The sequence below is a fragment of the Pararoseomonas sp. SCSIO 73927 genome (assembly GCF_037040815.1).
Taxonomy (GTDB): domain Bacteria; phylum Pseudomonadota; class Alphaproteobacteria; order Acetobacterales; family Acetobacteraceae; genus Roseomonas.
This window is the reverse complement of record NZ_CP146232.1, coordinates 32,380-48,002: the sequence shown is the minus strand read 5'-3', so window position 1 is coordinate 48,002 and position 15,623 is coordinate 32,380. Positions and strand designations below refer to the sequence as shown.

The 15,623-nt window shown below is 76.4% G+C and carries 14 protein-coding genes; 2 read left to right on the top strand and 12 right to left on the bottom strand.

Annotated elements, in window-relative coordinates:
* The first annotated feature begins 6 nt into the window (after positions 1 to 6).
* Positions 7 to 1,980 carry a BTAD domain-containing putative transcriptional regulator gene (locus VQH23_RS00245; RefSeq protein WP_338663604.1) on the top strand — a complete coding sequence of 658 codons (1,974 nt, stop codon included), beginning with the start codon at positions 7 to 9 and terminating at the stop codon, positions 1,978 to 1,980.
* Between the two features lie 40 nt (positions 1,981 to 2,020).
* Here VQH23_RS00245 and VQH23_RS00240 read toward each other — a convergent pair whose 3' ends face one another.
* From VQH23_RS00240 to modA, 12 genes are all read right to left on the bottom strand, one after another.
* A complete protein-coding gene (locus VQH23_RS00240; protein WP_338663603.1) occupies positions 2,021 to 2,674 on the bottom strand; it encodes a chemotaxis protein CheX in 654 nt (217 codons plus the stop codon).
* A 4-nt stretch (positions 2,675 to 2,678) separates the two neighbouring features.
* Complete coding sequence (locus VQH23_RS00235) at positions 2,679 to 3,059, bottom strand: response regulator (protein ID WP_338663602.1); 381 nt, start codon at positions 3,057 to 3,059, stop codon at positions 2,679 to 2,681.
* Between the two features lie 81 nt (positions 3,060 to 3,140).
* Entirely contained in the window at positions 3,141 to 3,386 is a 246-nt protein-coding gene (locus VQH23_RS00230; protein ID WP_338663601.1) for a hypothetical protein, read from the bottom strand.
* Positions 3,383 to 5,362: a chemotaxis protein CheA gene (locus tag VQH23_RS00225; protein WP_338663600.1), complete on the bottom strand. Its 1,980-nt coding sequence runs from the start codon at positions 5,360 to 5,362 to the stop codon at positions 3,383 to 3,385. The genes VQH23_RS00230 and VQH23_RS00225 overlap by 4 nt, the downstream gene beginning before the upstream one ends.
* Positions 5,363 to 5,384: 22 nt before the next feature.
* Positions 5,385 to 6,242 (bottom strand): protein-glutamate O-methyltransferase CheR, encoded by an 858-nt coding sequence (locus VQH23_RS00220; protein WP_338663599.1) that lies wholly within the window; start codon positions 6,240 to 6,242, stop codon positions 5,385 to 5,387.
* Between the two features lie 32 nt (positions 6,243 to 6,274).
* Complete coding sequence (cheB, locus tag VQH23_RS00215) at positions 6,275 to 7,384, bottom strand: chemotaxis-specific protein-glutamate methyltransferase CheB (RefSeq protein ID WP_338663598.1); 1,110 nt, start codon at positions 7,382 to 7,384, stop codon at positions 6,275 to 6,277.
* Positions 7,381 to 8,835, bottom strand: coding sequence for a chemotaxis protein CheW (locus VQH23_RS00210; protein ID WP_338663597.1), 1,455 nt, complete (start codon positions 8,833 to 8,835; stop codon positions 7,381 to 7,383). Before VQH23_RS00210 ends, cheB begins: the two co-directional genes overlap by 4 nt.
* Positions 8,795 to 10,762 carry a methyl-accepting chemotaxis protein gene (locus VQH23_RS00205; protein WP_338663596.1) on the bottom strand — a complete coding sequence of 656 codons (1,968 nt, stop codon included), beginning with the start codon at positions 10,760 to 10,762 and terminating at the stop codon, positions 8,795 to 8,797. Before VQH23_RS00205 ends, VQH23_RS00210 begins: the two co-directional genes overlap by 41 nt.
* A 159-nt stretch (positions 10,763 to 10,921) precedes the next feature.
* Positions 10,922 to 11,131 (bottom strand): TOBE domain-containing protein, encoded by a 210-nt coding sequence (locus VQH23_RS00200; RefSeq protein ID WP_338663595.1) that lies wholly within the window; start codon positions 11,129 to 11,131, stop codon positions 10,922 to 10,924.
* A complete protein-coding gene (gene modC / locus VQH23_RS00195) occupies positions 11,128 to 12,240 on the bottom strand; it encodes a molybdenum ABC transporter ATP-binding protein (RefSeq protein ID WP_338663594.1) in 1,113 nt (370 codons plus the stop codon). The genes VQH23_RS00200 and modC overlap by 4 nt, the downstream gene beginning before the upstream one ends.
* On the bottom strand, positions 12,240 to 12,935 hold the full coding sequence (gene modB / locus VQH23_RS00190; protein ID WP_338663593.1) for a molybdate ABC transporter permease subunit: 696 nt from the start codon (positions 12,933 to 12,935) through the stop codon (positions 12,240 to 12,242). Before modB ends, modC begins: the two co-directional genes overlap by 1 nt.
* Positions 12,936 to 13,718 (bottom strand): molybdate ABC transporter substrate-binding protein, encoded by a 783-nt coding sequence (gene modA, locus VQH23_RS00185; protein ID WP_338663592.1) that lies wholly within the window; start codon positions 13,716 to 13,718, stop codon positions 12,936 to 12,938.
* A 138-nt stretch (positions 13,719 to 13,856) separates the two neighbouring features.
* On the opposite strand from modA, the gene VQH23_RS00180 reads away from it, so the two are divergent.
* A complete protein-coding gene (locus tag VQH23_RS00180) occupies positions 13,857 to 15,551 on the top strand; it encodes an IlvD/Edd family dehydratase (RefSeq protein ID WP_338663591.1) in 1,695 nt (564 codons plus the stop codon).
* Positions 15,552 to 15,623 lie beyond the last annotated feature (72 nt).

Sequence of the window (15,623 nt, the reverse complement as noted above, 5' to 3'; positions counted from 1 at the left end):
CCGGCCGTGACGGCCCATTCCCCCTCCGGGGCGGACGAGCGATCGTCCCCGCCCCGCATCCGGGTCGCCCTTCTCGGCCCTGTGCGGGCCTGGGGGGCGGAGGGGCGGGAGATCGTCCTGCCCACGCGCAAGGTGCGCGCCCTGCTGGGGATCCTGCTGCTCTCCCGCGGCCGCCCGGTGAGCCGCGCGCGGCTGGCCGCGCTGCTCTGGGAGCGTTCCGGGGAGGCGGAGGCGCGGGCCAGCCTCCGCCAGGCCGTGCTGGAGCTCTCGAGGGCCTTCGGCGAGGTGCCGCTGGTCCGGCGCGACGGGGAGAGCCTGCGGGCCGACCTCGCCCTCGGCGACGTGGACGCCCTCTCCCCCTTCGCCCTCTCCTCCTTTGCCGCGGCGGGCGCGCCGCCGCCGCTGATGGATGGGCTGGAGGGGATCGGCGACGGGTTCGACGACTGGCTCGGCCTCGAGCGGGAGGCGCTGCGCTCCGCGCTGCAGGGGCGCCAGGAGGCGGCGCTGGCCGCGCTGGAGGCCGATCCGGCCCGGCGCGAGGAGGCGATCGAGGCGGCGCGGGCCCTGGTGGCCCTGGATCCCACGAACGAGGCGGGCTGGCGGGCCGTGATGCGGCTCATGGCGGAGGCGGGGAACCGCGCCGGGGCCCTGGCCGAGTACGGGCGCTGCCGGGCCGCGCTGCGCCGCACGCTGGAGGTGGAGCCCGCGGCCGAGACGGAGGCCCTGGCCCGCCGGCTGCGCGCCCCGGCCGCCCCCGCCCTGCTGCCGCCCCCGCCACCCCCGCCGGCGCTGCGGGAGGGGCGCCGGCTGCGGGTGGGGGTGATGGCCGTGCACCAGCCGGGCGCGGAGGCGCTTCTCCCCCTCGCCCAGGCCTATGCCGGGGACGCGGCGCTGGAGCTGGTGCGCTACCGCCACTTCGACGTGGTCGACCCGCCGGCGCTGGAGGGAACCGATCCGCGGGATCCCGGCGGGCTGGCGGCTTACGGCCTGGACTACGTCGCCCGCGTCGCCGTGCGGGAGGAGGGGGAGGGGATGCGCCTGCAGATCTCCCTCATCGACCTCGCCTGCCTGGCCCGCCCGGTCTGGAGCGCGCGCACGCCGATCGACCCCCGCGCGGGCGGGGTCGAGAGCGAGGCGCTGGGGCGACTGGTGGCGCGGCTGGAGCCGGTGATCCTGCACACGGAGGGGATGCGCCCCGTGGCCCGCCGCCCCGGCGAGGCGAGCGACATCGTGATCCGCGCCATGCCGCTGCTGTTCAGCATGGAGGAGGGGCGCTTCCGCCGCGCCGGCGACATGCTGGCCGAGGCGGTGGCGCGGGAGCCGGAGAACGCCATGGCCGCCGCCTGGGCCGCGCAGTGGCACGTGTTCCAGATCGGCCAGAACTGGGCGCCGGACCCGGAGGCCGCGCTGGCGGAGGCGGAGCGCCTGGCCGTGCTGGCGATGAGCCTGGACCCCGAGAGCGCGGAGGCCGCCGCCATCTACGGCCACGTCGCCTCCTTCCTGCACAAGGACTTCGACAGCGCGGCCTACTACCTGGACCGCTCCCTGGAGCTGAACCCGCACCAGGCCTCCTCCTGGGCGCTCTCTGCCGCCACCCAGGCCTATTCGGGCGACCCGGAGGAGGCGCTGCGGCGGATGGAGCGCTACCGGGCGCTCGCGCCCTCCCACCCGCACGACCGCATCCTCGGCCACGTCTTCACCACGGCCTACACGCTGAACGGCGATTTCGAGAAGGCGCTGGCCTTCGGGCGGCGCGCGGTGCGGGCGGCGCCGGGCTTCGTCAACGGCTACAAGCCGGTGCTCTCGGCGCTCGGCCATCTCGGCATGCGGAAGGAGGCGAAGCCGCTGCTGGCGGCGCTGCGGCGGATCGAGCCCGAGTTCAACGTGCGGAACTTCGTGGAGACCTACCCCTTCCGCCGCCCGGAGGACCGGGAGGCCTACGAGCAGGGGCTGATCAAGGCCGGCGCACCGCGAGGGTGAGGCGGCGCGCCCGGGCCGGAACGCGGGTCAGGGGGCGCGATCAGTGCGGTGCGAGATCGGCATCGTCGTCCATCACCCGCTCGATGAAATCGGCCACCAGCCGCTTCAGCGCGCCGAGCGAGGGCAGGTCCATCACCATCGCGATGTAGCCGCGCAGGCTGCGGTCCCGCACGGCGAAGTTGATGTAGAGGAAGAGCACCAGCCCCTCGCCGCCCGGCTCCGTGCCCTCCAGCAGCATCCGGCCGTCTCCGCGCACCACCTGCGGCAGCGACATGTCGAAGGAGCGGCGCAGCATGTTCGCCATGGTGGCGAGGCAGTTGTTCAGGATGATGTTGCCGGTCTCGGCGAGCGCCTCGCGCTCCATCTCCGCCGCCTCCTCGGGCGGGACCTCCTCGCCCACCACGGCGCGCAGCAGCTCCGCCCCGCTGGACTGCGGGAAGATCAGCATGGCGCGGCCGTTGAAGGCGCCGGTGAAGTCCTGCCGCACGGCGACGAGGTCGCTGCCCTCCCGCTCCTCGATCAGGGTGGCGGCCAGGCGCTCCGCGATGATCTCGACGGAGGGGACGGAAAGCAGCACCTCGCCGCCCACCATCTGGCGCAGGCTGGCGGCGGCGCGGCTGACGCCGATGTTCACCAGCTCCGTCAGCGCGTCGCGCTCCAGATCGCTGAGCGAGGCCTCGGGAGGGACGGCCACGGCGCTACCGGCCGGCGCGGAGGCGCAGCGCGGCGCCGGAGACGAAGCCGCGCAGGGCCTCCTCCGTCACCGGCTTCGGCACGAAGGTGGCGCCCACGGCGCGGGCGCGCGCCACCACCTCGTCCTGCACGTTGGCGGTGATGACGGCGACGGGCATGGCGGGGTGCAGCGCGCAGATCTCGGCGGCCAGCGTCAGCCCGTCCTTGCCGGGCATGTTGTAGTCCAGCAGGGCGAGGTCGATGCCGCCCTCGGCCAGGCGGGCCATCGCCTCCTCCGCGTTGCCGGCCTCGGCGCGGACCCAGTCCGGCTGCAGCGCGGCGATCGCCTTGCCGGCCACGATCCGGGCCAGCTTGCTGTCGTCGACGATCAGGACGGTGGTCGCCATGCGGTGCTCCCGGACGCGCGCGGTCCCGCCGCGCGGCTGCCTTCATAGGGCGGCAGGGGGGCGAGCACCACCTGGGGCGGATCAGGCGTCCGGCGGCGCCAGCAGGGGCAGGATCCAGCGGGCGTCGAAGGGATCGGCCGGCACGCCGCGGATCGGGGGGCGCAGGGCCAGCAGAAGCTGGACCACGGCGGTGTGCAGCGGGCCGGCGCCGTCCAGCCTCACCGCGCGGCCCGCCCCGCCTTGAAGGAGCGCGAGGAGCGGCTCCGCGTCCTCCACCCGCACGGCGCCCTCCAGGCGGATGGTGTCGCCCTCCAGCCGCACGCTCATGCCGACCCCGTCCTTGCTTCCACCCTTGCGAGGAGCCCCGGCACGTCCAGCACCAGCAGGGCGCTGCCGTCGCCCAGCAGCGCCGTGCCCGCCAGGCCGGGCAGGCCGCGCAGCAGGCCCTGCGGCGGGCGCAGCAGCACGTCCAGCCTCTCGCCGAAGCCCTCCACCTCCAGCGCCACCGCCTCCGCGCCCCCGCCGGTGACGAGAAGGCGGGCGGTGGCGCCGCGCGGGGCCGGCACCAGCCCCAGCAGCGCGGCGAGGCGCAGCACGGGCAGGGTGCGGCCGCGCAGCACCAGCGCCTCCCCCGCGCCCACCGGGCGGAGGGAAGCGGCCGGCACGCGCGCCGTCTCGGCCACCGCCTCCGCGGGGATGCCGTAGAGTTCGCCGCCCGCGCGAAGGGTCAGCACCCCCGTCACCGCCGCGCCGCCGGGCAGGAGGAGGCGGACGGTGGTGCCCGCGCCCGGGGTGCTGGTGAGCGCGACGCGCCCGCCGAGGGCCTCCACCGCCGCGCGCACCGCGTCCATGCCCACCCCGCGGCCGGAGATCGCGGTGACGGCGCCGGCGGTGGAGAAGCCCGGGCGGAAGACGAGGTCCAGCGCCTCGCGGTCGTCCATCACGTCGATGGCGGCCGGGTCCGCCACGCCGCGCGCCCTCGCCACTTCGCGCAGGCGGGCCGGGTCCATGCCGGCACCGTCGTCCGAGAGGGTGACGGCGATCCCGCCATCCTCCCGCGCGGCGGAAAGGGTGATCCGGCCCGCGCGCGGCTTGCCGGCGGCCTCCCGCGCCGCGGCGGGCTCGATCCCGTGGTCGATCGCGTTGCGCAGCAGGTGCAGCAGCGGGTCGGAAAGGCCGTCCACCACGATGCGGTCGACCTCCACGCCCTCCCCCAGCACGGTGAGGGCGACCTCCTTGCCCAGCGCCCCCGCGGTCTCCCGCGCCAGGCGCGGCAGGCGGGCGAAGGCGCGGCCGAGCGGCACGAGGCGCAGGCCGAGGGCGCCGCGGTGCAGCCGCTCCGCCAGGCGGCCGAGGCCGGCCGCGCTCTCGGCCAGGGCGCGGGCCAGGGCGGGGTCCTCCACGCCCGGTGCGGCGACGAGGTGGGCGAGGCCGTTCCGGGCCACCACCAACTCCCCCGCCAGGTCCACCAGCGCGTCCACGCGGCCGGAATCCACGCGCAGCCCGCGCGGCGCGGCCGCCGGGACAGCCGCGGCGAAGGGGACGGGCGCGAGCGCCACCGCGTCCGCGACGAGGCGAAGGACCTGGCGGAGCGCGGCCTCCGGCGCGGCGAAAAGAGCCTCGATCACGAGGTTGCAGGTGAAGGGGTCCGGCCCCTCGGCCGGCCAGGGCTCGCGCGGGGCGATGTGGAGCGCGACGGGGCCGGGCAGGGCGCGGAGGATCGCCACCGGGTCGTCGCCGAGGAAGAAGCAGTCCGCCGTGGGAACGTAGCGCAGGGCGGTGAGGGCCTTCCCCTCCGCCTGCGCCCGGGCGATTGCCGCCGCCTCCCGCTCCATCAGGGTGGGTAGCCAGTCCGGGGAGGCGGCGCCCATCAGAACGAAGGGTGGGGCGAGCGGCGGGGCGGTCGCCGCCGGCACGGCGCCCGGCAGGCGGGCGCGCAGCGCGGCCTCCAGCGCGCGCCCTTCCGCCTCCGCCGCCTCGGGCAGGTGGCCGTCGGCGGCGAAGGCCTCGATCCAGGCCTCGCCCGCCCCGACGAGGGCGAGGAGGGTGTCCATCGCCGCCCGGTCCGGTGCGGCGGCGCCGCGGCGCAGCGCCTCCAGAAGGTCCTCCCCGGCGTGCAGCGCAGCGCCCAGCGGCGCGAGGTCGAAGAGGGCGACGGAGCCCTTCAGCGTGTGAACGGCGCGGAACGCCCCGTCCAGCCGCGCGGGGTCGCCCGGCGCGCGCTCCAGCGCCAGTAGGTCGTCGGCCGCGGCCTGCACCAGCTCCCGCGACTCCACCAGGAACTGCTCCAGCAGCTCGCTCATGCGCCCCTACTGATGATGGTGCTCACGATGGCGCCCTCTGGTGGACCACGGCGTCGTCGAAGCGGCGCGTGGTGAAGCCCTCGGCGATCCGGCCCATGGATTCCGTATGGCCGAGGAGAAGGAAGCCGCCGGGGGCGAGGGCGGCGTGCAGGTTGCGCGCGGCCTCGGCGCGGGAGGCCTCGTCGAAGTAGATGAGGACGTTGCGGCAGAGGATCACGTCGAACCGGCCTTCCGCAGCCATGCTCGCGGGATCGACGAGGTTTGCGGAGGTGAGGCGCACGGACTCGCGCAGGTCCGCGATGATCCGGCGCCCGCCGTCCTGCGCCGGCTCGAAGTAGCGGTCGAGCAGGTCGGGCGGCAGGCGGGAGAGGGCGCGGCCGGCATAGACTCCCTCTGCCGCGGCCGCGAGCGCGTCCGTGTCGATGTCGGAGCCGAGGATCTCGATGTTGTAGGCATCGACCATCGGCCAGTTCTCCAGCAGCCAGATGGCGACGGAGTAGGGCTCCTCCCCGCTGGAGCAGGGGATGGACCAGATCCGCACCCGGTCGCCCGGGCCGCGCCGGGCGACGATCTCCGGCAGGATGGCGCGGGAGAGGGCGCGGAGCTGGTGCTCCTCCCGGTAGAAGTAGGTCTCGTTGACGGTGAAGCTGTTCACCAGCCGCTCCGCCTCCGCGGGGCTGCCGCGCAGCAGGCCCATATAGGCGGCGAAGGAAGCGGTGCCCGTGCGCTCCATCCGCTGCGCGACGCGGCGCTCGATGTAGTAGCGCTTGCTCTCGCCGTAGAGCATCCCGGTGCGTCGGTAGACGAAGTCGCAGACACGCCGAAGATCCTCCGGCGCCAGGACGGGGTCGTTGCCCGGACCCTCCGGGAGGCTGCCCACGGGACCAGCCGCTGGACCGGATGTGGGGCCGCTCACGCCAGCCACCCCCGCAGCGCGGCGGCGATGCCGCCGAGCGGGACCACGGCCGAGGCGCCGCCCGCCCGCACCAGCGCGCCGGGCATGCCCCAGACCACCGCCGTCTCCTCCGCCTCCGCCACCGTGTGGCCGCCGGCGGCGCGCAGCCGGGCCATGGCGGCCGCGCCGTCGTCGCCCATCCCCGTCATCAGCACGCCCACCAGCCGCTCGGCGGGCATCAGGGCCAGGGCGCTGTCCACCAAGCGGTCCGCGCTGGGGTGCCAGCGGTGCTCCGGGGCGGACGGGGCGGCCATGGCCACCACCCCCGCGGGGCGGCGCCCGAGGATGAGGTCTGCATCGCCCCGCCCGATATAGGCGTGGCCGGGCAGCAGCCGGACGGGGCGGGAGACCTCCTCCACAGCCAGGGCGCAGTTCTTGTCCAGCCGCCGGGCCAGGGCGGCGGTGAAGCCGGCAGGCATGTGCTGGGCGATCACCACGGGCCAGGGAAAGTTCGCGGGCAGGGGTTCCAGCAGCGCGTCCAGCGCCGGCGGGCCGCCGGTGGAGCAGCCGACGAGGACGATCCCCGGCGGGTCGCCCGGCGGTACCGCGTCGGGCAGCCCGGCCGGGATGGGGCTTTGGGCCGGGGCGTGGAGGAGGGCAGGGGCGGCCGGGCGCGGCGCGGGGGGCAGGCCGGCGCGCAGCCGCACGCGCTCCGTCAGCCGGTGGCTTCGCCGAAGCCGCGCGCCCGCGGCCGCGCGCAGCTTTTCCAGCAGCAGCGGCGCCAGCTCGTCGATGGAGAGAGAGGCGGCACCGGCGGGCTTGGGAAGGAAGTCCACCGCGCCCAGGCGCAGCGCTTCCAGCGTCGCCTCCGCGCCCGCATCGGTGAGGGAGGAGAGCATCACCACCGGCACGGGATGCTCCAGCATGATGCGGTCGAGCGCGGCCAGCCCGTCCATGCGGGGCATCTGCACGTCCATCGTCACCACGTCCGGCGGGTCCGCGGCGATCGCCTCGAGCGCCTCCACCCCGTCCCGCGCGAAGGACACCTCGAAGCCGCCGGCACGGAGCACCCCGCCCAGCAGCCGGCGCATCAGCGCGGAATCATCGACGACGAGGACGCGCGTCACGGGGCGGGCCCAGCCTTCGTGCCACTTCCCGCCTCCGCGCCGCCCCCGGCCGCGGCGGCCAGCAGGTCGTGGCCGGCGGCTTCCAGCAGGCGGTGGGGATCGACGAGGGGGAGCATCCGGCCCTCCGGCCCCACCCGCGCCACGCGGGCGAAGGCATCCGCGCCGCCGGGGGGCAGCGCCGGGGCGGGGTGGATCTCCGCGGTGGCGATCGGCAGCACCTCCGAGACCGCGTCCACCGCCAGGCCGGCGCGCATCCCGCCCGCCCCGATCACCACGACGAGGCCCGCAAGGCCCGTTTCGGCACGCGCGCCGAAGCGGAGAGGCCCGTCGATGACGGGCAGGACGGTGCCGCGCAGCGTCATGGCGCCGGCGACGAAGCGCGGCGCACGGGGGAGGCGGGACAGGCGCTTCGGGCGGCGCGCCACCTCCTCCACGGCCGCGACGGGCAGGCCGTAGCTCTCCCCGCCCAGGCGGAAGAGGAGGAAGCGCTCCGCCGCCCCCAGTTCCGGCGCCACGTCCCCTTCCGGGCGGGCGCCGGCGAGCAGCCGCGCCGTGGTCGCCTCGTCGAAGAGGCCGTCCGGGGAGAGGACGGTGACGAGCCGGCCATCGCCGGTCCGCGCGATCGCCTCCACCCGCGCCTCCCCCATCCCGCGGGAGAGGATCGCGGGCACCGGGGCAAGGGCCGATGGCGGCAGGTGCAGGACGGCGCGCAGGGAATCGACGACCAGCCCCACGGGGAGGTGCCCCAGCCGCACCACCACCAGCCGCGCCCCCGCCAGGCCCGCGCCCGGCCCCGGCCGAAGCCCCAGCAGCGCGCGGGGGCAGACGAGGGGTAGCAGCCCGCCGCGGAAGGGGACGACGCCGAGCATCGCCTCCTCCGTGCGGGGCAGGGCCGTCATCTCGACGGGCAGGCGCGCCACCTCCAGCACCCGCTCCAGTGGCAGGGCATGGTCCCGGCCGGCAAGGGTGAAGGCGAGGAGCGCGACACTTGAACCTTCCGGCTCCGCCGCCGGCGCGGGGCGGGGGGTGGCGGAAGGACGTAGTGCGGCCGGGGAGCGGGCCGCGCCGAAGTCGCGGGCCAGCAGGGCGGGCAGGTCGATGGCGCGCGCTTCCCCCGCGGGGCCGAGGCGAGAGACCTCCTCCACCATCAAGCCGAAGGGCGCCTCCCCTCCTGCCACCACCACCCGCGCGGCGGGGGAGGGTGCGCCCTCCTCCTTGCCCAGCAGGCGCGCAAGGGAGAGGACGGGCATGACGGCGCCGCGCAGGCCGGAGAGGCCGAGCAGGGCCGGCGGAGCGTGGGGGATCCGGGTGAGCGGGGCGGGGCGCAGCACCTCCCGCACCAGGGGGGCGGGCAGCGCCAGCGCCTCCCCGCCCGCGCGGACGGTCAGGACCTCCGCCCCGGCCACCCGCTCAGCCTTCCGCCAGCCGCAGCTCGTCGGCGAGGCTCGCAATCTCCTCGATGGCGGCGGCCAGGTCCTCCGCGCCGCGGGCCTGCTCCCCGGCGGCGGTGGAGGCCTGGGCGGCGGCGGCGCTGGCCGCATCGGCCGCCGCGGCGATCTGCCGCGTGCCGGAGAGCACCTCCTGCACGGCGTCCAGCACCCGCTCCGTCCCCGCAAGGACCTCGCCGGAGCCGGCGCGCAGCGCGCCCAGCCCGGCGGCGGCGGCGGCCAGGCGGCCCTGGACGGCGCGGCCCTTCCCGGCCTCTCCCTCGCCGGCGGCGGCCACGGCCTCCAGCTCGGCGCGCACCCGCATCGCGCCGTCGCGCAGGTCGCGCACCACGTCCTTCATGCGGTCCGCCTGCGCCGCGGCGTCGCGGGCCAGGGCGCGGATGTCGGTGGAGACGGTGGCGAAGCCGCGCCCCGCCTCCCCCGCCCGCGCGGCCTCCACGGAGCCGCTGACGGCGAGCATGTTCGTCTGCACGGCCACCAGCGCGATGTAGTCCACGATCTTCTCCATCCGGCGGCCGGACGCCTCCAGCCCGCCGATCAGCGCGGCCAGCGCCCGCGTCTCCACCAGGGCGGCCGCCATGCCCCCGCCGAGGGTCGCGAGGGCCGTGCGGCCCCCTTCCAGCCGGGGGGCGAGCTCGGCCAGCCGCGCGGCGGCGGCGGCGGCGGCGGCGCGGGTGCCGGCGGCGGCGCGCTCGATCCCGGCCATGGAGGCGGCAGCCTGCTGTGTGGCCGCGGCCTGGATGGCGGCGCCGCGCCCGATCTGGTCCAGCGCCGTGTTGATCTCCCCGGCCGCGCCGGAGAGTTCCTGCACCGTGGCGGAGAGTTCCTCGGCGGCGGAGGCGACCGCCTCGGCGGAGGCGGTGTTGCCGGCCTGCAGGCTCTCCGCCAGCGCGGCCAGGGTCTGGGCGGTGCGCTGGCTCTCGTCCAGCGCGCTACCCTGCTGCTGCACGGCGCGCTGCGCCTCCGCGGTGGCGGCGGACTGCTCCTCGGCGGCGCTCGCCACGCCCTCGGCGCCGCGCTGCGCCTCACGCGCCGCGCCCTCGGCCTCCACGCTGGCCGCGAGGATCGCGCGGGCGCCCTTCGCGATGTCGTCCATCGCGCCCCGCACCTCCTCCAGCGCGAGGACGGTGGAGCGGCCCTCCCGCGCCTGGCCTTCCGCCGAGGCCGCGGCGGCGCGGATGCGGGCGGCGACGTCGCGCACCTCCGCGCCGATCGCCGCGACCAGCGCCTGCACCTCGCGCGCGCTGGCCTCCGAGCTCTCGGCGAAGGCGCGCACCTCCTCGGCCACCACGGCGAAGCCGCGGCCGCCATCGCCCGCGCGCGCGGCCTCGATGGCGGCGTTGAGGGCGAGGAGGTTCGTTTGGTCGGCGATGTCGCCGACGGTGGCGGTGATCTCGCCGATGCGGGCGGCGCCCGCCTCCAGCGCCGCCACCACCTCCACGGAGCGGAGCTGGCGGGCGGCGTTGTCCTCCACGGCGGCGGCCGTGGCCTCGATCCCCGCGCCCAGCTCGGCCAGTGCGACCTGCAGCGCCCCGGTGCCGCGCTGCGACTCCTCCGCCCGGTCGCGCGCCCCGGCGAAGACGGCGCCGAGGGATTCGATGTTGCCTTGGGATTGCTGCGCGGCGCCGGCCGCCTCCTCCGCCGCGGAGGAGATCTGCGCCAGGGCGCGGCCCAGCTCCTCGGCGGCCGCGGCGGCCTGGGTGATGCTGGCGGCCAGCTCCTCGCTCGCCGCGCCGATGCGCTCGGCCGCCTTCTCCCGCCGGGCGCGGCTGCGCTCCTGCGCGCGGCGCTGGCTCGGGGGCAGGGGCTGGGAAGCCGCCGGCCCGGGGGCTGGCGTGTGGGAGGCAGGCACGGGCGTCACGGAGGAGGGCGGGGGGGACGGCGCGGCGGCGCGGGCGGACGCGCGCCCGGCCAGCTCGGTTGTCTTCACCAGCGCCATCTGTGCCTCAGCCCCCCATCCGCCCCGCCGGCGCGCCCCTGGCCGGGGCGGTGCCGTCATGAAGGGACGGGCGGGACCTGCGACGATCCTACCGGGCCGGGGCGCGCGGCGCCACTCGCGGCGCCGCGCAAGCGGGCGGGGAGGGGCGGGTCAGCCTTTCCCGACAAGGACGTCGGAGGCCTTGATGATCGCGGAGGCCTCGTCGCCGACCTTCAGCTCCAGCGCGTCCACCGCCTCGTTGGTGATGGAGGCGGTGATCGTGGCGCCGCCGGCGACCTCGATCCGCACATGGGCGGTGGTCTGGCCCTTGGTGACGGCGACGACGGTTCCGGCCAGGACGTTGCGGGCGGACAGCTTCATGGCGGGTTCTCCTGTGCGGGGTTGGCGGCCGCGAAGGCGGCCGACTTCACCAGCGCCCAGAGGCGCTGGCCGGGCCGCAGCGCGAGGCGCGCCACGGCGTCGTCGGTGACGCGCGCGAGGAGGACGGCCTCCCCCGCGCGGAGGCGCAGCATCGCCTCGTGCGGCGCGGCGGGGCCGAGGGATTCCAGCAGCACGGGCAGGACGTTCTGCACGGAGAGGCCGCGCGGCTCCTCCGTGGCCACGGAGACGTCGCGCGCCCGCACGCGCACGCGCAGCCCCGTGCCGGGCGGCTCCTCGCGCAGGGGCACGCGCAGCTCCCCGCCGGGGAAGCGGAGCCGGGTCAGCCCGCGCGCGGGATCGTGCTCCAGCACGTTGCACGGGAGGAGGGCGCCGGCATCGCGCCGCGCGGCGAGCAGGGGCAGGTCCGCGCGGGTCGAGAGTGCCTCCACCGTGCCGGCGGCCAGGACGCGGCCGGCCTCCATCAGCACGAGGTGGTCGGCCAGGCGGTCCACCTCGTCCAGCGCGTGGGTGACGTAGAGGACCGGCGCGCGGAAGCGGTCCCGGACGCGGGCGAGGAAGGGCAGCACCTCCGCGCGGCGGGGGGCGTCCAGCGCGGCCAGCGGCTCGTCCATCAGGAGCAGGCGCGGGCGGGAGAGGAGGGCGCGGCCGAGGGCGACGCGCTGCCTCTCCCCGCCCGAGAGCGCGGCGGGGCGGCGGGAGAGGAGGTGCGCGATGCCCAGGAGGTCCACCACCTCCCCGAAGCCCGGCCCCTCCGCGTGCCGCGGGGCGCGGCGCAGGCCGTAGCGCAGGTTCGTCTCCACGGAGAGGTGCGGGAAGAGGCGGGAATCCTGGAACACCACGCCGCAGCGCCGCCGCTCGGCGGGGATCTCCACCCGCGCGGCGGTGTCCAGCAGCACGGTGCCGTCCAGGGCCACGCGGCCTTCCGCCGGGCGCAGCAGGCCGGCGACGGCGGCGAGGAGGGTGGACTTGCCGCAGCCCGAGGGGCCGAAGACGGCGGTGACGCCGGGTGTGGGCGCCGCGAAGGCGACGTCGAGCGTGAAGCCGGGCGCGAAGCCGGGGAAGCGGTGGCGCAGCGCGATGTCCAGCATCAGCGCGGGGCGCGGCCGATGAGGGTGGCGAGGCGGCGGCCGGCGAGGTCGGCCAGCAGGAGGCCGGCGACGGCGAGGACGAGGGAGACCGCGGCGAGCTTCGCGGCCGTCGCCTCCCCGCCCGGTGTCTGGGTGGCGCTGTAGATGGCCAGCGGCAGGGTCTGCGTCTCTCCGGGGATGTTCGAGGCGAAGGTGATCACGGCGCCGAACTCCCCCAGCCCCGCGGCGAAGGCGGTGATGGCGCCGGAGAGGATGCCCGGCGCGATCAGCGGCAGGGTGACGGTGACGAAGCGGTCGATCGGACCGGCGCCGAGGCTGCGCGCCGCCGCCTCCAGCCCGGGATCGACCGCGTCGAGCGAGAGGCGCACGGCGCGCACGATGAGGGGGAAGGACATGACGGCGGTGGCGAGCGAGGCGCCGGCGGTGGTGAAGACGAGGCGGACCCCGAACCACTCGTTCAGCAGCGCGCCCGCCGGGCCGCGCACGCCGAAGGTGACGAGGAGGAGCCAGCCCACGACCACGGGCGGCATCACCAGCGGCAGGTGCACCAGCGCGTCCAGCAGCGCGCGGCCGGGGAAGCGCCCGCGCGCGAGGAGCCAGGCCGCCAGCACCGCGGGCGGGAGGCCGAAGGCGACCGAGCGGAGGGCGACGGAGAGGCTGAGCCGGACCGCGCCCCATTCCTCGGGCGTCAGCACCTACCCGCCGCGCAGCCCGAAGCCGAGCCGGCGGTAGGTCTCGGCGGCCTCGGGGCCGGTGGCGAAGGCGAGGAAGGCGCGGGCGGCGGCGTTGTCCGCGGCGCGGCGGGTGAGGGCGAAGGGGTAGGTGACGGGCTCGTGGCTGCCGGCGGGAAAGGTGCCGATCACCTTCACCCCGCGGGAGGCGGCGGCATCGGTGGCGTAGACGATGCCGAGCGGGGCCTCGCCGCGCTCCACCAGCAGAAGGGCGGAGCGGACGTTGTCGGCGCGGGCGATGCGGGGGTTCAGCGCGTCCCACTGGCCCATCCAGGTGAGCGCGGCCTGCGCGTACCGGCCGACAGGGACGTTGGAGGGATCGCCGGTCGCGATCCGCCCGTTCGCGCCCAGCATGGCGGTGAGGTCCGTGTCGCGCCCGATGGTGACCGGCGCCTGCCGGCTGTCGGCCGGGGCGACGAGGACCAGCGCGTTGGCGAGCGGCGAAACGCGGGTCTCGTTCACGATCAGGTTCCGCTCCTGGGCGTAGTCCATCCAGGGCTCGTCGGCGCTGGCGAAGAGGTCGGCGGGCGCGCCCTGCTCGATCTGGCGGGCGAGGGCGGAGGAGGCGGCGAAGGAGAAGCGCGGGGCGGGGTTGCCCCTGGCGGCCCAGGCCTGGCCGAGCGCCCGCATCGCGTCCGTCAGGCTGGCCGCGGCGAAGACGGTCGGCCCCTCTTGCGCGCGGGCGGGAAGGCCGGTGGCCGCGAGGAGGGCGGCGGCGGCGATGGCGCGGAGGAGGTGGCGACGCATGGGCGAGCCTGGCGTTGTTCCCATTCGGCTATATCGATCCGGGAAAGGGGGCGCAAGGCGGGCTCCGTTGACAAGCCGGTGCGGGAAACGGCTCATGCGAGGACCGGCCGGTGGCCGCGAGGGACGGGAACGGGGAAGATGGCGCAAGGGCTCCGCAAGGGACTGACGAGCTACGGGGATGCGGGGTTCTCGCTGTTCCTGCGCAAGGCCTTCATCAAGGCGGCGGGCTACTCGGACGACGCGCTGGACCGGCCGATCATCGGCATCACGGACACGGCGAGCGACTTCAACCCCTGCCACGGCAACGCGCCGCAGCTGATCGAGGCGGTGCGGCGCGGCGTCATGCTCTCCGGCGGGCTGCCCATGGCCTTCCCGACCATCAGCATCCACGAGAGCTTCTCCCACCCCACCTCCATGTACCTGCGTAACCTCATGGCCATGGACACGGAGGAGATGATCCGGGCCCAGCCCATGGACGCGGTGGTGCTGATCGGCGGCTGCGACAAGACGCTGCCGGCGCAGATCATGGGGGCGGCATCCGCCGGCATCCCGGCCGTGGTGCTGCCGGTGGGGCCGATGGTGGTGGGGCATCACCGGGGCGAGGTGCTGGGCGCCTGCACGGATTGCCGCAGGCTCTGGGGCCAGCACCGGGCCGGCAAGATCGACGAGCCGGAGATCGAGGTCATCTCCGGCCGGCTCGCGCCCTCCGTCGGCACCTGCATGGTGATGGGCACCGCCAGCACCATGGCCTGCATGATCGAGGCGATGGGCCTCTCGCTCCCCTACTCCGCCGCCATCCCCGCCCCGCACGCGGAGCGGCTGCGCTGCGGCGAGGCGACGGGGCGGGTGGCGGTGGAGATGGCGCGGCGCCAGGGGCCGGGACCGAAGGCGCTCGTCACGCGCGCCTCCATTCGCAACGCCATGGTGGTGCTCCAGGCCATCGGCGGCTCCACCAACGGCCTCGTCCACCTCGCGGCCATGGCCGGGCGCGCGGGGCTGGAGGTGGACCTGGAGGAGTTCGACGCGATCGGGCGCGAGGTACCGGTGCTGGTGGACCTGAAGCCCAGCGGCGACCACTACATGGAGCACCTGCACCATGCCGGCGCCATGCCGCGCCTGCTGCAGGAGCTGGAGCCCTTCCTCGACCTCGGTGCGCCGACGGTGCTGGGCGGGACGCTGCGCGACTACCTGGAGCTGGCCGAGGACGTGCCGGGCCAGACCGTGATCCGGCCGCGGAGCAGCCCGCTGAAGTCCACGGGCGGGATGGCCGTGCTGCGCGGGAACCTCTGCCCCGGCGGGGCCGTGATCAAGCACGCGGCCGCCACGCCGGCCCTGCTCCAGCACGAGGGCCGCGCCGTCGTCTTCACCAGCGTCGAGGACATGACGAACCGCATCGACGACCCGGAGCTGGACGTGGCGGCCGAGGACGTTCTGGTGCTGCAGAATGCCGGGCCGAAGGGCGCGCCGGGGATGCCGGAGGCGGGCTACCTGCCTATTCCCCGCAAGCTGGCCCAGGCCGGGGTGAAGGACATGGTCCGCATCTCCGATGCCCGCATGTCCGGCACCGCCTTCGGCACGATCGTCCTGCACATCACGCCCGAGGCCGCGGTGGGCGGCCCGCTCGGGCTGGTGCGCACCGGCGACCGCATCCGGCTGGACACGGTGGCCCGCCGCATCGAGTTGCTGGTGGACGAGGCGGAGCTGGAGCGGCGTGCCGCCAGCTTCCAGCCGCCGCGCCCGGCGCCGAAGCGCGGATACGCCAAGCTGTTCCATGACACGGTGATGCAGGCCGACAAGGGCGTGGACTTCGACTTCCTGGCCGGGGAGGACTGAGCCGGGGGAGCACTGGGCCGGGGGAGCACTGGGCCGGGGAGGGGCGGCGCTCGCGGGCGGTTGAAGGCCGGG

Excerpts from the sequence above, each read along its gene's own strand:
- VQH23_RS00230 (WP_338663601.1), bottom strand. The coding sequence starts at position 3,386 with ATGAGCGTGCGGCTGGAGGGCGACACCATCCGCCTGGAGGGCGCCGTG.
- VQH23_RS00180 (WP_338663591.1), top strand. The coding sequence starts at position 13,857 with ATGGCGCAAGGGCTCCGCAAGGGACTGACGAGCTACGGGGATGCGGGG.
- VQH23_RS00235 (WP_338663602.1), bottom strand. The coding sequence starts at position 3,059 with ATGGCGACCACCGTCCTGATCGTCGACGACAGCAAGCTGGCCCGGATC.
- modA (WP_338663592.1), bottom strand. The coding sequence starts at position 13,718 with ATGCGTCGCCACCTCCTCCGCGCCATCGCCGCCGCCGCCCTCCTCGCG.
- modC (WP_338663594.1), bottom strand. The coding sequence starts at position 12,240 with ATGCTGGACATCGCGCTGCGCCACCGCTTCCCCGGCTTCGCGCCCGGC.
- VQH23_RS00225 (WP_338663600.1), bottom strand. The coding sequence starts at position 5,362 with ATGAGCGAGCTGCTGGAGCAGTTCCTGGTGGAGTCGCGGGAGCTGGTG.
- VQH23_RS00200 (WP_338663595.1), bottom strand. The coding sequence starts at position 11,131 with ATGAAGCTGTCCGCCCGCAACGTCCTGGCCGGAACCGTCGTCGCCGTC.